Below are 15,905 nucleotides of genomic sequence, written 5' to 3'. Positions count from 1 at the left end.
CTCTCGGCAGCCGAGAACCAGACGATCTAGCCTCCAAGATCGCCGGGGCGGTCCAGCTCTCGTAGAGCCGCAAAGCCTGCCGGTGGTACTCGGCCGCCTCCCCATACTCACCCCGCAACCGGGCGGCATGCCCCAGACCTTGAAGAGCGTGAGCTTGGCCATGCCGGTTACCGGTGCTCTCGTAGAGCCGCAAAGCCTGCCGGTGGTACTCGGCCGCCTCCCCATACTCACCCTGAAACCAGGCGACATGCCCCAGACCTTGAAGAGCGTGAGCTTGGCCATGCCGGTTACCGGTGCTCTCGTAGAGCCGCAAAGCCCGCTGGTGGTACTCGGCCGCCTCCCCATACTCACCCCGCAACCGGGCAATGTCCCCCAAGCACTCGAGAGCGTTGGCTTGGCCAAGGCGGTCGCCAGCGGTGCTCGTTGTGGTGTGCATTGTGGTGTAGAGGCCGGCCGCCTGTTCGTACTTGCCGTCCAGCATCAGCCAGTACGCGACCTTGTGGGCGAGGGCGGTGGCGTTCGGCCAGTTGCCCTTGAGGGCTGTGTGGGCTGCGGTGGTCAGCTCATCGGTGGCGGAGATCAGCCATGTATGCGCGTGAGTCGGCGCGTCGAAGACGTCGTCGGCCTGGTCGGCGGCTTCCTCGGTGAGCATGACCGTGGCGGTACCGACCATGGTGCTCAAGCGCTGGTAGAGGCGACGGCGAGCCCGCCGGACGTCAGGAGCGTCGTTGCTGTAGCCGGTGTGCCGACGCGCATAGCCCGCGAACAGGTCGTGGAAGCTGTAGCGGCCATGAGGCAGGCCGATGAGCATGTTGCGTTGCAGCAGACTGGCCAGGTGCACCTTCACCAGCGGGCGGGGCTTGCCGGTGAGTGCGGCGACAGAATCAGCGTCGAAGTCCGGACCCGGGTGCCAGGCACAGGCCCGCAGCGCCTCCTGCAACGCCCTGGGAAGCGCCCGGTAGGAGACGGTGAAGGCCGCGCGGGTGGCGTGGTCGGCCTCGTCCAGATGCTCCAGGGGGTGTTCGGCCGATCGCATCACCTCGACCAGTTCCGCGGGACTGAGCACGGTCAGTAGCGAGCCCACCGGCCGCAGCGCCAGCGGCAGATGACCGCACAGCCCGGCCAGCTCGGCCAGTTCCTCATCACCGGCGCGCATCTCCGCCTGCGACCGCCCGGCCATGCGCAACCGCAACGCCACCGCATCCTGCGGGAGCAGAACGTCCACACCGATCCGGACAGCGGTATTCAGATCGGTGAGCTGGTCGCGGCTGGTCACCAAGACCAGGCAGCCCTTGGCAGCCTCCGTCCCGGGCAGCAGCGGCCGGACCTGTTCGGCGTCACGGGCGTTGTCCAGGACCAACAGCACACGGTGGCGGGCCAGCCACCCCCGCCACAACCCCGCCCGGGCCTGCGTATGCGCGGGAACGTGAGCCGGGTCGAAGCCCACCAGCGTCAGCAGCTCGCCCAGCACCTCGCCCGGATCACGAGGCTCATGCCCCGGGGTGAATCCGAGCAGATCCACCTCAATACGCGCGTCGGGGAAGTCCTCGGCGATCTCAGCCGCCAGCGCCCGGACCAGGGCGGTCTTACCGGCGCCGCCCATTCCGTGCACCGTCGACACCACCACCGGCCGTCCGGCCTCCTGCGCCTGCCGCCGGGCCTGCCGCAACCGGCCCAACTCCAGGGCCCGGCCGACCAGGTTCGGGGGCGGCACCAGCGTGTCCGGTGCCGTCTCAGGCTTACCGGATCCTGCCCCACCCGCGTAGTAGTTGATCTGGACCCCTCGGCCCAGATTCGCCTGCTGTGCCCGACCGAACGCCTGCGCCCTGACACCGAAAAAGGGCGGCTGGGAAGCCGACTCGGTCATGGCGCCGACGGCGAGCCGAACGTGTTGGTCTGCACCCCCTGCCCCAGATTCGCCTGCTGGGCGTGGTCGGAGGCGTGGGCGTTGACCTGCACCGCCCCTGCCACGGCAGGACCGGCATGCTCGGCCATGAACGCCACCAGCTCCCGCAACGGGCCCTCCGCCTCAGGGGCGTCCTCCAGCAGGTCCGCAAACCGGGTCCGCCACGCCTCCCCCTGCCGACGGCGCACCTCTTCGGCCTGCCCCTCCGGGGCCTGGACCACTTCCCGGCGGGCCCGCTCCAACCGAGCCTCCTGACGCTCCTCGTCCTGGGCATCCCCCCGGCCCAGCAACCGCGCCGCCCGCGTGCGGACCTGCTGCCACCCGTCGGTGACCATCGCCGAGACCAACCCGGACCCCGCCGCCCCCGCCAGCGCGGCCAACGCCTCATTCAACATCCCGAGACCCCCTAACACGGAACGCAATGCCAGACTATTGCCCGAAAACGGGACCGGTAACGAAGCGAAACCACACACTTCCAACAACCGCCTATAAGGGCGATCAAAAACAGCCAAAAACGCGTCGTCCGATACTCATCACGGCTGATCGGGACGCTGGGACGCCAGCCGGAACTGGCCGTACGCTCGCTGCACCGCCGCACAGGCCAGCGCGCATGTACACGCGAACGGCGCGACCATGCACTCCGGAGCACGGCAGTCTAAAGGCCGCAAGCCACGAACAACCACGCTGGGGCAAACAACCCAGCGTCCCCCCCATCACCACGACCGGAGCCCTGACCGATACAGCGGTAGCGGGCTACACCGCCAACTAGGCCACCAAAGCCGCGCCAGAACCTTTGACCGGGCGCATGCGCGCCGCCGATGCCCCGCCACCCTCCCCATCTCCGCGCATGCCCGGCACCTGATCACCGCACGCCTGCATCCGGGCCACATAGCCGAGATGGCCGAACTCCGGCTCACCGAGTGGGCGCACATGCTCGGCTTCCGCAGCCACTTCTCCGCCAGTCCAGCCGCTACTCGCCCTTCTCGGCACACTCCGGCAAGCGCGCATCGCCCACAACCGGTACCAACACGACATCACCACCGGGCGCCTGCCGCTGACCGACGACGACAAGGTCCTCGTCGCACACCTCGGTCAGGACCTCCCCCGGCGAGAGACCGCTGCCCTGACCGGCACACCGCCGCCCCCCGCTCGCCCCGTTCACCCACAACGTGAGGAGACCTGAGCGCCCGAACTGGTCCCGACCGTTGACGAACGCCGTTTCAACCAGCTGCGCACCGTCAAGATCGGCTGCCGTCGCCTCGTTCCCGTCGCTTCTCTCACCGACTACCTCGCCGAAGAGGCCGGCGCCTGATGCCCAGGAACGCACTCGCCGGCCCTGAGGGGCCAGACGAGCAGGGAAGCCGCAGCAAGCGCAAACAGCGGGGCCGCGGCCGGGACAACAGCGAAGGGCCGAGCATTCGTCCCTGAGCGGAACTGCCGGAACGCCTGGAGGACGCTTCGGGGCGCGTTCGGCAACGCCGTCCGCGAACGCACCATGGCGGCCCGGCCGCGCTTCTCCAAGCCTCGAAAACGGCGTGTGAAGCCCCGGAGCACGCGGGGAGACCCAACGGTCCCGACCTCGGCTCATGATCGGCGAGAGACCGCTGTACGCCCGCGTACGTGCTCATCCTGACCCTCGGGCTGCGTCGCGGCCAGGTGCCGGGCCTGCGGTGGGCCGATGTGGACCTGGAAGCGGAAGAGGTCCGCACCGGTCGGCGGCTCCAGCGGATCAACGGCCGGCTCCAGAGGGAGACCAAGACGGAAGCCTCGGACGCGGCGCTTCCCCTCGTGGACATCGGCACCACGGCGCCATGGGAGCGCCGGAGGGATCAGGAGGCGGCACGCGAGAACGCCCCGAGTGGGCGCGGTCCGACCTCACGCGTACGGGGCGCCCCATCGAACCGCGGAACTCCAACCCCGGCTTCGCGGCGGCATGCGACCAGGCGGGCGTGCGCCGGGTTCACCGGCAAGACCTGCGCCCGCTCTGTGTGGCCCTGGACGTTCATCCGCGCCTGGTGATGCGGATCCTCCGGCACAGCCAGATCGCCGTCACCGCGGACATACTTCGCTGCTGTACGAAGACCAAAAGGCCGGCCCCGACGGGGACCGGCCTTTGACCTGGGTGGAGCTGAGGGGATTTGAACCCCTGACCCCCTCGATGCGAACGAGGTGCGCTACCGGACTGCGCTACAGCCCCAAGGACGCGTTAAGGCTAGCAAACTTCCGGGGGTGTTCGCGCATCGGGAGGCGGCGCGTCACTCGCCGACGACGCGGCGGTCGTCGGCGTACTGGTCGAAGACCTCGTCCTGGGGGCGGGTGTCCAGCTCGATGACGTCGGCGTTCCGCTGGGCGGCGGCGCGTTCGGCGACACGCGCGGCGCGTTCGGCGCGGGCCCGGGCAGCGGCGGCCGCGGCGGCGCGTTCGCGGCGGCGGGCCATGTCGATGCGGACGGCGACGCGGAGCAGGGCGATATGCGCCGCGAACAGGACGACGGCGGGCACGACGGTCCACCAGGGCGCCAGGCCGGTGGCGGCGACGACGGTCGTCGCCAGGACGAGGACCGTCAAGCCGAACGTGCGGCGGCGGCGCCGGGCGATGACGGCGGCACGGCCGCGGCCACGGCGACGGCGCGGGGCGGGTGGAGGGGCCTCCTCTTCCTCCTCGACGGGGGTCTCCTCCGTGATCTCGTCTGTTCTCTTAGGACGTGAGGTATCGCGCCGCAGCCACATGGGGACCAGGACGACCGCCCACACCGCGACGATGGCCAGGTAGAGTACTGCGCTGCTCACCGGCTCACCACCGGAGCCCGGCGAAGAGGCCGCAAGGCACGCCGGACCCGCGCGCCGTCTTTCGGCGCGCGCACGTGCATTGGGAGCAGGGCCACGCCCCGCACGGTACGAGCCGGTGTCAGACGTTGACGAGCATAAGGGGCGGTGTGTCGCGAGATCGATCCCGCGGTTACTCTTCGTTTGCCGAGTCTTCTCCAACGCAGGATTCCTACGGGGCGGGCGCGGACGATTGTCGGCGCGCCGCCAAGGGTCACGGCGACGAAGAGGACCGGGGAAATTCCTGGCGGAGCGTGGCCAGCCAGCGGCTGCGCAGGCCGCCCGGCACGTCCTCCACGGTCAGCGCGTAGCAGATGTGGTCGCGCCAGGCTCCGTCGATGTGCAGATGGCGGCGCCGAATTCCCTCTTCGCGAAATCCGAGTTTTTCCACCACGCGGCGGCTGGCGGTGTTCTCCGGGCGGATATTCGCCTCCAGCCGGTGCAAACCGACGGTGAAGAAACAGTGGTCGACGGCCAGTGCGACGGCGGTGGGAATCACGCCGCGGCCGGCCACCTGCCGGTCGATCCAGTAGCCGATCTGCGCCGAGCGCGCCGAGCCCCACACGATCGCGCCGATGGTGAGCTGGCCGGCGAAGCGGCCCTCGTAGGTGACCACCCAGGGCAGGGCCAGCCCCTGCCGGGCCTCGCGGCGCATCGTGTGGACCATGCTGAGGTAGGGGCCGAGGCCGCTGCGGAACAGCGGCGTCTCGGGGTTGGTGGGCTCCCAGGGACGCAGCCAGTCGGCGTTGCGGACCCGCAGTTCCCGCCAGGTCGCGGCGTCGCGGTGCCGGAGGGGGCGCAGCCCGACCGGGCCTTCGGACAAGGTGGCCGGCCATCCCCGCATTCGTTCCACGGCTCCATGATTCCCCTGTGGCGGGCTCGGACGCCATCAATTGTCGCCCACAATCCGCCGTGCGGCCCGCGCGCGCCGTCACGGACCGGCGCCCCGCCCGGGGGCGCGGCGGCGGCGTCCCAGCAGGCGCCTGAGCGCCGCGCAGGGCCGCGATCACCGCCTCGGACGGGTCCGAGTGCACCGGGCAGTGCGATCGTCCGGAGGTGGCCGCGTCCGGACCGCGGGAGGCCGCGGAACCCGGCCGGCTCCGGCCCGCGTCCGGCGCAGGCGCGGTGCCGCCTCCCCGGGCCGGCGGGGGCGCCGCCGCCTCGCCGGTCAGTCGGCCGGGCGCGGGTGGTCGCCGCCGCCGATCTGGTCGACGGCATGCGCGAGCACCGGCCCCAGCACCGCCATGCCGTCGCGGACGCCGCCGGTCGAGCCGGGCAGGTTGACGATGAGGGTGCGGCCGGCGACGCCCGCCAGGCCGCGCGACAGGACCGCCGCGGGCACCCGGTCGCGGTTGGCCAGCCGGATCGCGTCCGCGATGCCGGGGATCTCGCGTTCGATGACGCGCCTGGTCATCTCCGGGGTCTGGTCGGTGGGCGTCAGCCCGGTTCCGCCCGTGGTCACGACCACGTCGTAGCCTTCGGCCACCGCGTTGGCCAGCACCTCGGCGACGGGTTCGCCGTCGGGGACGACGACGGGTCCGTGCACCTGGCAGCCGAGGTCCTCCAGCAGTTCCACCAGCACGGGACCGGACTTGTCGGCGTACACGCCCGCCGCCGCCCGGTTAGAAACCGTGACCGCCATGGCCCGGATCATTCCTGCTCCCCCTCAACGCCGTCGTGTCGCATGGCCCGGCGCCCATCATGCCCGCCGCGCGCGGGCCGCGACGGGCGGCGGCACCGGTCAGCGGTGCCAGTGGCCGGTCTTGCCGCCGGTCTTCTCCTCGACCCGCACGTCCGTGATGACCGCGGCCGGGTCGAGGGCCTTGACCATGTCGATGAGGGACAGCGCGGCGACCGTGACGGACGTCAGCGCCTCCATCTCGACGCCGGTGCGGTCGGCGGTGCGGACGGTCGCGGCGATGGCGACCCCGTCGTCGCGGACGTCCAGGGTGACCTCGACGCCGTGCAGGGCGATGGGGTGGCACAGCGGCACCAGGTCGGGGGTGCGCTTGGCGGCCATGATGCCGGCGATGCGGGCCACCGCGAGGGCGTCCCCCTTGGGCACGTCCCCGGTGCGCAACGCCTCGACGCACGCCTGCGACAACCGGACGAACCCCGTGGCGACGGCCGAACGGGCCGTCACGTTCTTCTGCGAGACGTCCACCATCCGGGCGGCGCCGGTGTCGTCCAGATGGCTGAACTCCGAACCTGTGCTCATGACGGCAACCTCATGACCTCGACCTGCGATCCGGCGGGCAGCCTGTCGGCGTCCTCCGGCACGACGATCAGGCCGTCGGCCGACGCCAGGGAGGCCATCTGGTGGGAGCCCTGCGCTTTGACCGGCGCCACGGACGGCGGTTCGCCCCCCGACTGGTGCAGCTTCGCCCGCAGGAACTGGCGTATCCCCGCCGGGGAGGTGACGTCCTCGGTGAGCACCGCCCGCACCACGGGGAGCGGGTCGGGGGGCAGTCCCTGCATGACGCGCAGGGCGGGCCGTACGAACACCTGGAACGACACGTAGGCGCTGACGGGGTTGCCCGGAAGGGTGAACACGGGCGTGCCCTTGAGGAGCCCGAACCCCTGGGGCTTGCCGGGGCGCATCGCGACCTTGTGGAAGCCGACCGTGCCCGTCCCCGCCAGTACCTCCTTGACCACGTCGCGCGCGCCCATCGACACGCCGCCGGAGGTGACGATCGCGTCGGCGCGGGTCAGCTGGTCCTCCAGGGCGTCCAAAACCTTCTGGGGCTCGTCCCCCACGGTGGCCTGCCGGTAACCGACTCCTCCGGCCTCGGCCACCGCGAGGGTGAGCATGAAGCTGTTGGAGTCCCAGATCTCCCCGGGGGCGAGCTGTTCGCCGGGCTCGCGCAGTTCGGTGCCGGTGGACAGCACCACGACGCGCGGCCTCGGCCGTACGGTGACGCGCGAGCGGCCCACGGCGGCGATCATGCCGATCTGCGCGGCGCCCAGGCGGGTGCCCGGCTCGACCACGACCTGGCCCGCCGCGACGTCCTCACCGGCCCTCCTGATGGAGTGGCCGGGGGGCGCGGGCCGGGTGATGCGCACCGAGGCGGTGCCGCCGTCGGTCCACTCCACCGGGACGACCGCGTCGGCCCCCGCGGGGATGGGCGCGCCGGTCATGATGCGCGCCGTCAGCCCCGGGCGTATGGCCGACACACCCGGGTCCCCTGCGGCGATGTCGCCGACGACCGGGAGCACCACCGGATCGGTCTCCGACGCCCCCGCGACGTCGGCCGCCACCACCGCGTACCCGTCCATGGCGGAGTTGTCGAACGGGGGCAGCGGCACGGGCGCAGGCACCGGCTCGGCCAGCACGGTGCCGTGCGCCTCCAGCAGTGCCAGGTCCAGCGGCGGAAGCTCCCGGACGGCGCCCAGGATCTCCGCCAGATGCTCGTCGACGGTTCTCATGCCCACGGTCCCCCAGTGTGGCGCGTGGACACGGCTGCTACGAGCCCTCCACGCCGTCGGCCGCGTCGTGCCGCTTGACGAACTCGCGCAGCCACGGGATGAACTCGGGTGCCAGGTCGGGACGCTCGGAGGCGAACTGCACCACGGTGCGCAGGTATTCGAGCTTGTTGCCGGTGTCGTAGCGGCGGCCGCGGAACTTCACCCCGTACACGGTGCCGCCCTGCTCCAGGGGCATCTCGGCGAGGGTGCGCAGCGCGTCGGTGAGCTGGATCTCGCCGCCGCGCCCGGGCGGGGTCTTCTCCAGCACGTCGAACACGGCCGGGTCGCACACGTACCGGCCGATGATGATCCAGTTGCTGGGCGCCTCGTCCGCGGCGGGCTTCTCCACCAGGTCGGTGATGCGCACCACGTCGTCCTCGTCGGTGCCCTCGATGGCGGCGCAGCCGTAGGCCGAGACCTGGTCCGGCGGCACCTCCATCAGCGCCACGACGCTGCCGCCGCGCTGCCGGCGCACCTCGATCATGCGGCTGAGCAGCCGGTCCCGGGAGTCGATCATGTCGTCGCCGAGCAGCACGGCGAACGGCTCGTCGCCCACGTGCTGGCGGGCGCAGAGCACCGCGTGCCCGAGGCCGCGCGGCTCGCCCTGCCGGACGTAGTGCATGGTCGCCAGATCGCTGGACTCGCGGACGGCCGCCAGCCGCTCCTCGTCGCCCTTGGCGCGCAGCGCCTCCTCCAGCTCGTAGGCGCGGTCGAAGTGGTCCTCGATCGACCGTTTGCTGCGCCCTGTGATCATCAGCACATCGGTGAGGCCGGCGTCGACGGCCTCCTCGACGACGTACTGGATCGCGGGCTTGTCGACAACCGGGAGCATCTCCTTGGGGGTCGCCTTGGTGGCAGGCAAGAATCGGGTACCGAGGCCCGCCGCCGGGACCACCGCCTTCTGCACAGGTACGAAGTCGGCCATAGAGAGACCCTAGTCATCCACGAGGACCACAGCGTGCACCAGACCGACGCCAAACTCTCGCGCCGCGCCGAACTGCTGGCCAGGCGCACGGCCATGGATCCGGGCGCGCGCGCCGCCGCTGCCCGTTCGCTGCGGGACACCCTGCTGTCCACCCCCGAGGTGGAGATGGCGGGGACCATCGCGGCGTACGTGTCGATCGGCGCCGAGCCCGACACGCAGGGGCTGCTGTTCGCCTTGTGGAAGCGGGGCGCGTACGTGCTGCTGCCCCGTCTCCTGCCGGACTCCGACCTGGACTGGGCCTCCTACGAGGGGCCCGACTCGCTCGCCCCGGGGCCGCGCGGGCTGCTGGAGCCCACCGAGCCGTCCCGTGGGCCGGACGCCGTGGCGAGCGCGGATGTGGTGCTCGTCCCGGCGGTCGCCGTGGACCGCACGGGGATGCGGCTGGGCCGGGGCGGCGGTTCGTATGACCGTGCTCTGGCGCGGGTGGGCCCCGCCATCCTCACCGTGGCGCTGCTGTACGAGGGGGAGCTGGTCGACACCCTGCCCGCCGAACCGCACGACCAGCGGGTGCGCGCCGCCGTGACGCCGTCCGAGGGCCTTGTCCGCTTCTCGCGCTAGCGGTCGCCGTGGGGGTGGGCGCGTCGCGGTGTACGGGGCGGGGCCGACCCGGGGTGGGTGCGGGCGGAAGATCCACCGTGCGTAAAGTTTTGATCGTCCGGCCCGCCCGTACGCTGCCCGCCGCCCAGCGGGCGTGCGCCAAGGCAAGGGAGGTCTTCAATGACGAAGCCGTGGCGGATCCTCGTCCTGGCGCCGCTGGACCCGTCCCTGATCCGCGGCATTCTCGAACCGGTGGCGGGCGACGCGGCCGAACTCGTCTTCCCGGCGGAGCGGGAACGCGGCGCGCTCCTGGACGCCCTGGCCGACGCGGAGCTGGTGCTGGCCGACTTCAGCGGACGCCTGGCGCTGGACGCCGAGGCCGTGGCGGCGGCGCCGCGGCTGGCGTTCGTGCAGATGCCCGCAGTGGGCACCGACAGCCTCGACCTGGACGCGCTCACCGCCGCGGGTGTGCCCGTGGCCAACGCGGCGGGGGCCAACGCCCGTTCGGTGGCCGAATGGGCGGTCGGCGCCGCGTTCGCGCTCTGCCGCCACCTCGCGTGGTGCGACCGGCGCGTCCGCGAGGGAGGATGGCCGCAGCTGGAGATGCTGGGGCGGGGCGCCCGGGAGCTGCGGGCCCAGCGCGTCGGGATCCTGGGGTACGGGGCGATCGGCTCCGAGACCGCCCGGCTGTTCCAGGCGCTGGGGTGCGCGGTGTCGTACTGGTCGCGCCGGCGGCGCCCCGACGCCACGGCCACCTACCGTGAGCTGGACGACCTGCTCGCCAACTCGGACATCCTCGTGGTGACGCTGCCGCTCACGGACGAGACGCGCGGCCTGCTGGGCCCCGACCGCCTCGCCCTCCTCCCCCAGGGGGCCATGCTGGTCAACGCGGCGCGCGGCGGCATCGCCCCCGACGAGGCGGTGCTGGCGGCGCTGGAGTCCGGGCGGCTGAGCGCCGCCGCGCTGGACGTGTTCGACGAGGAGCCGCCGCCCGCCGACAGCCCCCTGCGCAGGCACGAGAACGTGCTGCTGTCCCCGCACGCGGCCGGTACGACGCTGGACGCGCAGCTGACCATCACGTCGGTGGTGCAGGAGAACCTCGCCGCCGTCCTGGCGGGGCGGCCCGTGGCCAACGTCGTGAACGCGGTGGAGCCGCTGGTCCGGCGGCGCTGACGCGCCCGGCGGACGCCGCGAGTGACGGCGTCGTTCACGTCCCGGGCCGAATCGCCCCAAGAGCCGGTTAAGCGGCGGCCCCCAGGGCAGTACACAGGCCGGTTGGGGCACGTCCCGCCCCCCGCTTCTGGGCCGCCCCCAAACCGAATGTGTGTGTGAAGCACATAAATCGGTAGGATCGCGAACGATTTTTTCTTCGCGGCCCCGCAGGGGAGGGATGTGCGGCTCGAACTCTGGCTACTCTTCGGCTCGACACTCGTACTCATCGCAATCCTAGCGGTCCGGCTGTCCCACCGGGCGGGACTTCCGACCCTTCTGGCGTACATGGGCATCGGCCTGTTCCTCGGCGAGGCCGGGCCCATCGGCCTGCGCTTCGACAACACCGAACTGGCGGAGGTGCTGGGGCTGGCCGCGCTCGTCCTGATCCTCGCCGAGGGCGGCATCACCACCAACTGGCGCAACGTACGGCCGTCCGTACCCGCGGCACTGGCCGTCTCCACGCTCGGCACCCTCATCAGCGTGGTCATCGTGGCGGTCGCCGTGCACTGGCTCCTCGACATGGACTGGCGCCTGGCGTTCCTGCTGGGGGCCGTACTGGGCCCTACGGACGCGGCCGCGGTCTTCTCCGTGCTGCGCCGCCTGCCGCTACCGTCCCGGCTCGTCGGGCTCCTTGAGGCCGAGTCGGGATTCAACGACGCCCCCGTCGTCATCGTCGTCGTCTGGCTCAGCACCCACTCCGGCATGCCCAACGTGGCGGAACTGGCCGGCATCATGATCTACGAGCTGGCCGCAGGCGGCGCCCTGGGCTTCCTCATCGGCTGGCTGGGCGCGTACGCGCTTCGCCGGATCGCCCTGCCCGCCTCCGGCCTCTACCCCATCGCCGTGCTGTCGTTGGCGATCGGTTCGTACGGGGCTGCGGTCCTCCTGCACGCCAGCGGATTCATGGCCGTATACGTCAGCGCGTTGGTGCTGGGCAACGCGCGCCTTCCGCACCGTCCCGCCACCCGGGGGTTCGCCGAGGGCATCGCCTGGCTCGCCCAGATCGGCCTGTTCGTGATGCTGGGGCTGCTGGCCTCCCCCGAGGACCTGCCTGCGCAGATCGCCCCCGCGCTCGTGGCCGGATTCGTGCTGCTGCTGGTGGCCCGCCCCGTGTCGGTGCTGCTGTCCACGGCGGGGTTCGGACTGTCGCTGGGCGAGAAGGCGTTCGCCTCCTGGGCGGGGCTGCGCGGCGCCGTGCCGATCGTGCTGGCGACCATCCCGATGGTGGAGGACGTTCGGGGCGCCGATCGGCTCTTCTCCATCGTCTTCACCATCGTCGTGGTGTTCACCCTGCTGCAGGGGCCGACGCTGCCGCTGGCGGCCCGCCTGTGCCGGCTGAAGGGCGACCAGGAGGCCCGCGAACTGGACGTCGAGGCCGCCCCGCTGGAGGAGCTGCACGCCGACCTGCTGGAGGTCCGGGTGCCCCGCGACTCGCTGCTGAACGGTGTGGAGATCTTCGAGCTGCGGCTGCCGCAGGGCGCCTCGATCACGCTGATCGTGCGGGACGGGACCAGTTTCGTCCCCGGGCCGACGACGGCGTTGCAGGCGGGCGACCGGATGCTGGTGGTCACGACCGCGGCCGTGCGGGAGGCCACGGAACGGCGCCTGCGGGCCGTCAGCCGCCGCGGCAAGCTGGCGGGCTGGTTCGGCGAGACCGGGACGTAGCCGGCGGCCCCCCGTCACCGTGGGCGCGACCTGCGGGAACAGGCCGCGCGCAAATCAGGTTCTACGCATGGGTACCATTAGCAGTCGTTCTAGGTGAGTGCCAGCCCGCCTGACCGGGCTGAGTCAGCGAGGAGGAACCGTGCCGACGTATCAGTACGTTTGCACCGAGTGCGGCGAGCCTCTGGAGGTCGTGCAGAAGTTCAGCGACGCCGCGCTGACGGACTGCCCGGCATGCAACGGCAGGCTTCGCAAGGTCTTCTCCGCCGCGGGCATCATCTTCAAGGGCTCCGGCTTCTACCGGACCGACAGCCGCAGCTCCAGCTCGTCCTCGACCCGCGGCACCTCCAACGGCTCCAAGAGCTCCTCCTCCAGCACGTCCGAGTCGTCGAGCTCGAACGGCTCGTCCTCGTCGTCGGATTCCTCGTCGAGCTCGTCCTCCTCGTCGTCGAGCAAGGTCGCCTGACCGGTACGCCGACGTTCCCGATCCGAAGGATCATGGCCGGTTCCCAGGAGCCGCACCCGCCGTCCATGGTCCTTCGGACTTCTTCCCCTCCCTTTTCGCCTTCTCCCGACGCCCCGGCGCATCCTTCGGCCCGTGACCGGTAGCGGCCGTCGCCGGGCTCGTCGTCTGCCCGTCCCCGAAGCGCGCATCATGTTCACGACACCTCGTGCGCGGGACGGAAACCGCCTCCTCCGGCAGGCGTAGCCGCGTTGAGCCGCCCCCATGTGCCGCGGCGCCTCCCCCATGGAGCCGCCCCCTCGTCCTGCCGCGCTGGTCACACTGGTTGAACGGCATGGGCGCCATGCAGGCCGTTCCTCTTCTTCTGCGCAGCGCCGCCGTCCCCTACGCCTCGCGCAGTAGGACGGGGCGGAGGCGTGCTTCTTCTGAGGTAGCGCCACTCCCGTCCAGCGCGGGACGACCGCCGCCGCGTCGACGGCGGACGATGGTCAGGCCCAGAGCGGAGGGGCGCTCAGCCCCCAGGGCATCCACCCGCTCCGGAAAGTCGCGATAGTACTTGATGCCCCTCTGATATCGAGACATTCTGACGGCATTTAGACGCGACATATCTCGATTCGGGAGAAGTCATGAGCGCACCCTCTGACGCTCCACCCGAAACCGGCGGCCCCGGTCGCCGCGTCGCGGGGTTCATCGCCGGCCGGCGCACCAAGTGGGTCGTGCTGGCCGTCTGGGTCGTGCTGCTGGCCGCCCTCGGCCCGCTCGCCGCCCGGCTCGGCGACGTCGAAAACAACGCCGCCGCCGCCTGGCTGCCCGGCAGCGCGGAGTCCACGCAGGTCGTCGAGCTGCAGGAGCGGTTCCGCGACGACCAGGCGATGCTCGCCGTGATCGTCTACGAGCGGCCGTCCGGCATCACCGCCGCCGACCAGGCCAAGGCCCGGTCCGACGCCGCGGCACTGGCCGCCCTGCCGGGCGCGCACCAACCGCAGGGGCCGTTCCTCAGCCGGGACGGCAAGGCCCTGCAGACCCTCGTCCCGCTCACCAACGTCCTGCAGAACATCGACAACGCCCGCGACCTGGTCCAGCGCGGCCCGCCCGGGCTGACGACGCACGTCACCGGCCCGGCGGCCCGCGACACCGACATGGTCAAGGTCTTCGACACCATCGACGGCTTCCTGCTCATGGCCGCCGGGCTCGTCGTGATCGTCCTGCTGCTGTTCATCTACCGCAGCCCGCTGCTGTGGCTCGTCCCGGTGCTCAGCGCCCTGGTCGCGCTCGGCCTGGCCCAGTCGGCGGTGTACCTGTCGGCCCGGTACGCCGACCTGACCGTCAACGGGCAGAGCGCCGGCATCCTCACCGTCCTGGTGTTCGGCGTGGCCACCGACTACGCGCTGCTGCTGGTCGCCCGCTACCGCGAGGAGCTGCACCGGCACGCCGACCGGCACGAGGCCATGGCGTTCGCGCTGCGCCGCGCCGCCCCCGCCATCATCGCCTCCGCCGCGACCGTCGCCGTCGGCCTGCTGTGCCTGCTGGTCGCGGAGATGAACTCCACCGCGGGTCTCGGCCCGGTCGCCGCCGCCGGCGTGATCACCGCACTGGCCTCCATGACCACCCTGCTGCCCGCCCTGCTGGTGATCTGCGGACGGTGGCTGTTCTGGCCCCTGGTGCCCCGCTACGACGCCAAGTACCTGGCACCCGCGGCGTACGAGGCCGAGCACGGCATCTGGAGCCGCGTGGCCGGGCTGGTCGGCCGCCGCTCCCGGGTGATCTGGGCCGTCACATCGGTCGGCCTGGTCGCGCTGCTCTTCGGGCTGGGCTCGCTGCGGACGCAGGGGCTGTCGAACGCCGGCCAGTTCGTCGACAAGCCCGACTCGGTGGCCGGGGCGGAGGCCGTCGCCCGGCACTTCCCGGTGGTCTCGGGCTCGCCCGCCGTCATCATCGCCAAGGCCTCCGCGTCCCAGCAGGTCGCCGCCGCCGTCTCCGGCACGCCAGGGGTGGCCGAGCTGAGCCGTCCGGTCACCGCCGCAGGACTGGTGCGGTACGAGGCGACACTGCGCGACCCCGCCGACAGCAAGGCCGCCCAGCGCACCGTCGACCGCCTGCGCGACGCGGTGCACGCGGTGCCCGGCGCCGATGCCAAGGTCGGCGGTGAGACCGCCATCTCCCTCGACACCAACCGCGCCGCCGCCCGCGACAACCTGGTCATCATCCCGGTCGTCCTGGCGGTGATCCTGCTCATCCTGGTCGCGCTGCTGCGGTCTCTGGTCGCGCCCCTGCTGATGATGGCCACCGTGGTGCTGTCGTTCCTGGCCTCCCTGGGCGTCAGCGCACTGGCCTTCCGGCACGCGTTCGGCTTCGAGGGGTCCGACGCCGTGTTCCCCCTGCTGGCGTTCATCTTCCTGGTGGCGCTGGGCGTGGACTACAACATCTTCCTGATGCACCGGGTCCGGGAGGAGTCGCAGGCCCTCGGCACGCGCCGCGGGGTGCTGCGCGGCCTCACCGTCACCGGCGGCGTCATCACCTCGGCCGGGCTGGTGCTGGCGGCCACGTTCGCCGCCCTGCTGACCGTGCCGCTGGTCGGCATGGTCGAGATGGGCTTCGTCGTCGCCTTCGGTGTGCTGCTCGACACGCTGATCGTCCGGTCGCTCCTCCTGCCCGCCCTGTCGTACGACCTCGGCCGCCGCATCTGGCTCCCGGGCGCGCTGGGACGGCGCCGCCCGTCCGCCGAGCCGGACCCGTCCAAGGCCCTGACCCGGGTGAACTGACCCTCACCACCGAAGGGGCCCGGCGCGTCCGGGCCCCTTCGCATTCGGCGCGCCGAGCCCGTCCCGAAGATCGTTCGGCCGGTTATCC

General features: G+C 71.8%; 13 protein-coding genes and 1 tRNA gene. 5 read left to right on the top strand and 9 right to left on the bottom strand.

Translation table 11 applies throughout. The features are described 5' to 3' along the window. From ABD879_RS13800 to galU, 9 genes are all read right to left on the bottom strand, one after another. The coding region (locus tag ABD879_RS13800; RefSeq protein WP_345021304.1) for a tetratricopeptide repeat protein at positions 1-1,867 on the bottom strand (1,867 nt) is incomplete at its 3' end. After that, on the bottom strand, positions 1,864-2,301 hold the full coding sequence (locus ABD879_RS13795) for a hypothetical protein (protein ID WP_345021302.1): 438 nt from the start codon (positions 2,299-2,301) through the stop codon (positions 1,864-1,866). The genes ABD879_RS13795 and ABD879_RS13800, both read right to left, overlap by 4 nt. Positions 2,302-4,029: 1,728 nt before the next feature. Next, a tRNA-Ala gene (locus ABD879_RS13790) sits at positions 4,030-4,103 on the bottom strand. Between the two features lie 58 nt (positions 4,104-4,161). After that, positions 4,162-4,695 (bottom strand): divisome protein SepX/GlpR, encoded by a 534-nt coding sequence (gene sepX, locus ABD879_RS13785; protein ID WP_345021300.1) that lies wholly within the window; start codon positions 4,693-4,695, stop codon positions 4,162-4,164. Positions 4,696-4,945: 250 nt separating this feature from the next. Then, positions 4,946-5,575 (bottom strand): GNAT family N-acetyltransferase, encoded by a 630-nt coding sequence (locus ABD879_RS13780; RefSeq protein WP_345021298.1) that lies wholly within the window; start codon positions 5,573-5,575, stop codon positions 4,946-4,948. Between the two features lie 324 nt (positions 5,576-5,899). Next, positions 5,900-6,385, bottom strand: coding sequence for a MogA/MoaB family molybdenum cofactor biosynthesis protein (locus ABD879_RS13775; RefSeq protein WP_345021296.1), 486 nt, complete (start codon positions 6,383-6,385; stop codon positions 5,900-5,902). 87 nt (positions 6,386-6,472) lie between these two features. Further along, positions 6,473-6,949: a cyclic pyranopterin monophosphate synthase MoaC gene (gene moaC, locus ABD879_RS13770; protein WP_345021294.1), complete on the bottom strand. Its 477-nt coding sequence runs from the start codon at positions 6,947-6,949 to the stop codon at positions 6,473-6,475. Then, complete coding sequence (gene glp / locus ABD879_RS13765; protein WP_345021292.1) at positions 6,946-8,157, bottom strand: molybdotransferase-like divisome protein Glp; 1,212 nt, start codon at positions 8,155-8,157, stop codon at positions 6,946-6,948. Before glp ends, moaC begins: the two co-directional genes overlap by 4 nt. A gap of 37 nt (positions 8,158-8,194) precedes the next feature. Continuing rightward, a complete protein-coding gene (gene galU, locus ABD879_RS13760; RefSeq protein ID WP_345021290.1) occupies positions 8,195-9,121 on the bottom strand; it encodes a UTP--glucose-1-phosphate uridylyltransferase GalU in 927 nt (308 codons plus the stop codon). 33 nt (positions 9,122-9,154) lie between these two features. Between galU and ABD879_RS13755 the strand changes: the two genes are divergently transcribed. From ABD879_RS13755 to ABD879_RS13735, 5 genes are all read left to right on the top strand, one after another. Further along, positions 9,155-9,739, top strand: coding sequence for a 5-formyltetrahydrofolate cyclo-ligase (locus tag ABD879_RS13755; RefSeq protein ID WP_345021288.1), 585 nt, complete (start codon positions 9,155-9,157; stop codon positions 9,737-9,739). 159 nt (positions 9,740-9,898) lie between these two features. Then, positions 9,899-10,891 carry an NAD(P)-dependent oxidoreductase gene (locus ABD879_RS13750; protein ID WP_345021286.1) on the top strand — a complete coding sequence of 331 codons (993 nt, stop codon included), beginning with the start codon at positions 9,899-9,901 and terminating at the stop codon, positions 10,889-10,891. 219 nt (positions 10,892-11,110) lie between these two features. After that, complete coding sequence (locus tag ABD879_RS13745; protein WP_345021283.1) at positions 11,111-12,595, top strand: potassium/proton antiporter; 1,485 nt, start codon at positions 11,111-11,113, stop codon at positions 12,593-12,595. A gap of 139 nt (positions 12,596-12,734) precedes the next feature. Further along, positions 12,735-13,058: an FmdB family zinc ribbon protein gene (locus tag ABD879_RS13740; protein ID WP_345021280.1), complete on the top strand. Its 324-nt coding sequence runs from the start codon at positions 12,735-12,737 to the stop codon at positions 13,056-13,058. A 623-nt stretch (positions 13,059-13,681) separates the two neighbouring features. Further along, entirely contained in the window at positions 13,682-15,817 is a 2,136-nt protein-coding gene (locus ABD879_RS13735) for an MMPL family transporter (protein WP_345021278.1), read from the top strand. Positions 15,818-15,905 lie beyond the last annotated feature (88 nt).

The organism is Actinomadura keratinilytica (assembly GCF_039539665.1).
Lineage (GTDB): Bacteria > Actinomycetota > Actinomycetes > Streptosporangiales > Streptosporangiaceae > Spirillospora > Spirillospora keratinilytica.
Note: the sequence above shows the minus strand (reverse complement) of the source record. Positions and strands in the feature narration are given on the sequence as shown.

Coding starts and splice junctions, on each gene's coding strand:
- ABD879_RS13780 (WP_345021298.1), bottom strand. CDS start 5,575: ATGCGGGGATGGCCGGCCACCTTGTCCGAAGGCCCGGTCGGGCTGCGC.
- glp (WP_345021292.1), bottom strand. CDS start 8,157: ATGAGAACCGTCGACGAGCATCTGGCGGAGATCCTGGGCGCCGTCCGG.
- ABD879_RS13735 (WP_345021278.1), top strand. CDS start 13,682: ATGAGCGCACCCTCTGACGCTCCACCCGAAACCGGCGGCCCCGGTCGC.
- ABD879_RS13795 (WP_345021302.1), bottom strand. CDS start 2,301: ATGTTGAATGAGGCGTTGGCCGCGCTGGCGGGGGCGGCGGGGTCCGGG.
- ABD879_RS13750 (WP_345021286.1), top strand. CDS start 9,899: ATGACGAAGCCGTGGCGGATCCTCGTCCTGGCGCCGCTGGACCCGTCC.
- galU (WP_345021290.1), bottom strand. CDS start 9,121: ATGGCCGACTTCGTACCTGTGCAGAAGGCGGTGGTCCCGGCGGCGGGC.
- ABD879_RS13775 (WP_345021296.1), bottom strand. CDS start 6,385: ATGATCCGGGCCATGGCGGTCACGGTTTCTAACCGGGCGGCGGCGGGC.
- moaC (WP_345021294.1), bottom strand. CDS start 6,949: ATGAGCACAGGTTCGGAGTTCAGCCATCTGGACGACACCGGCGCCGCC.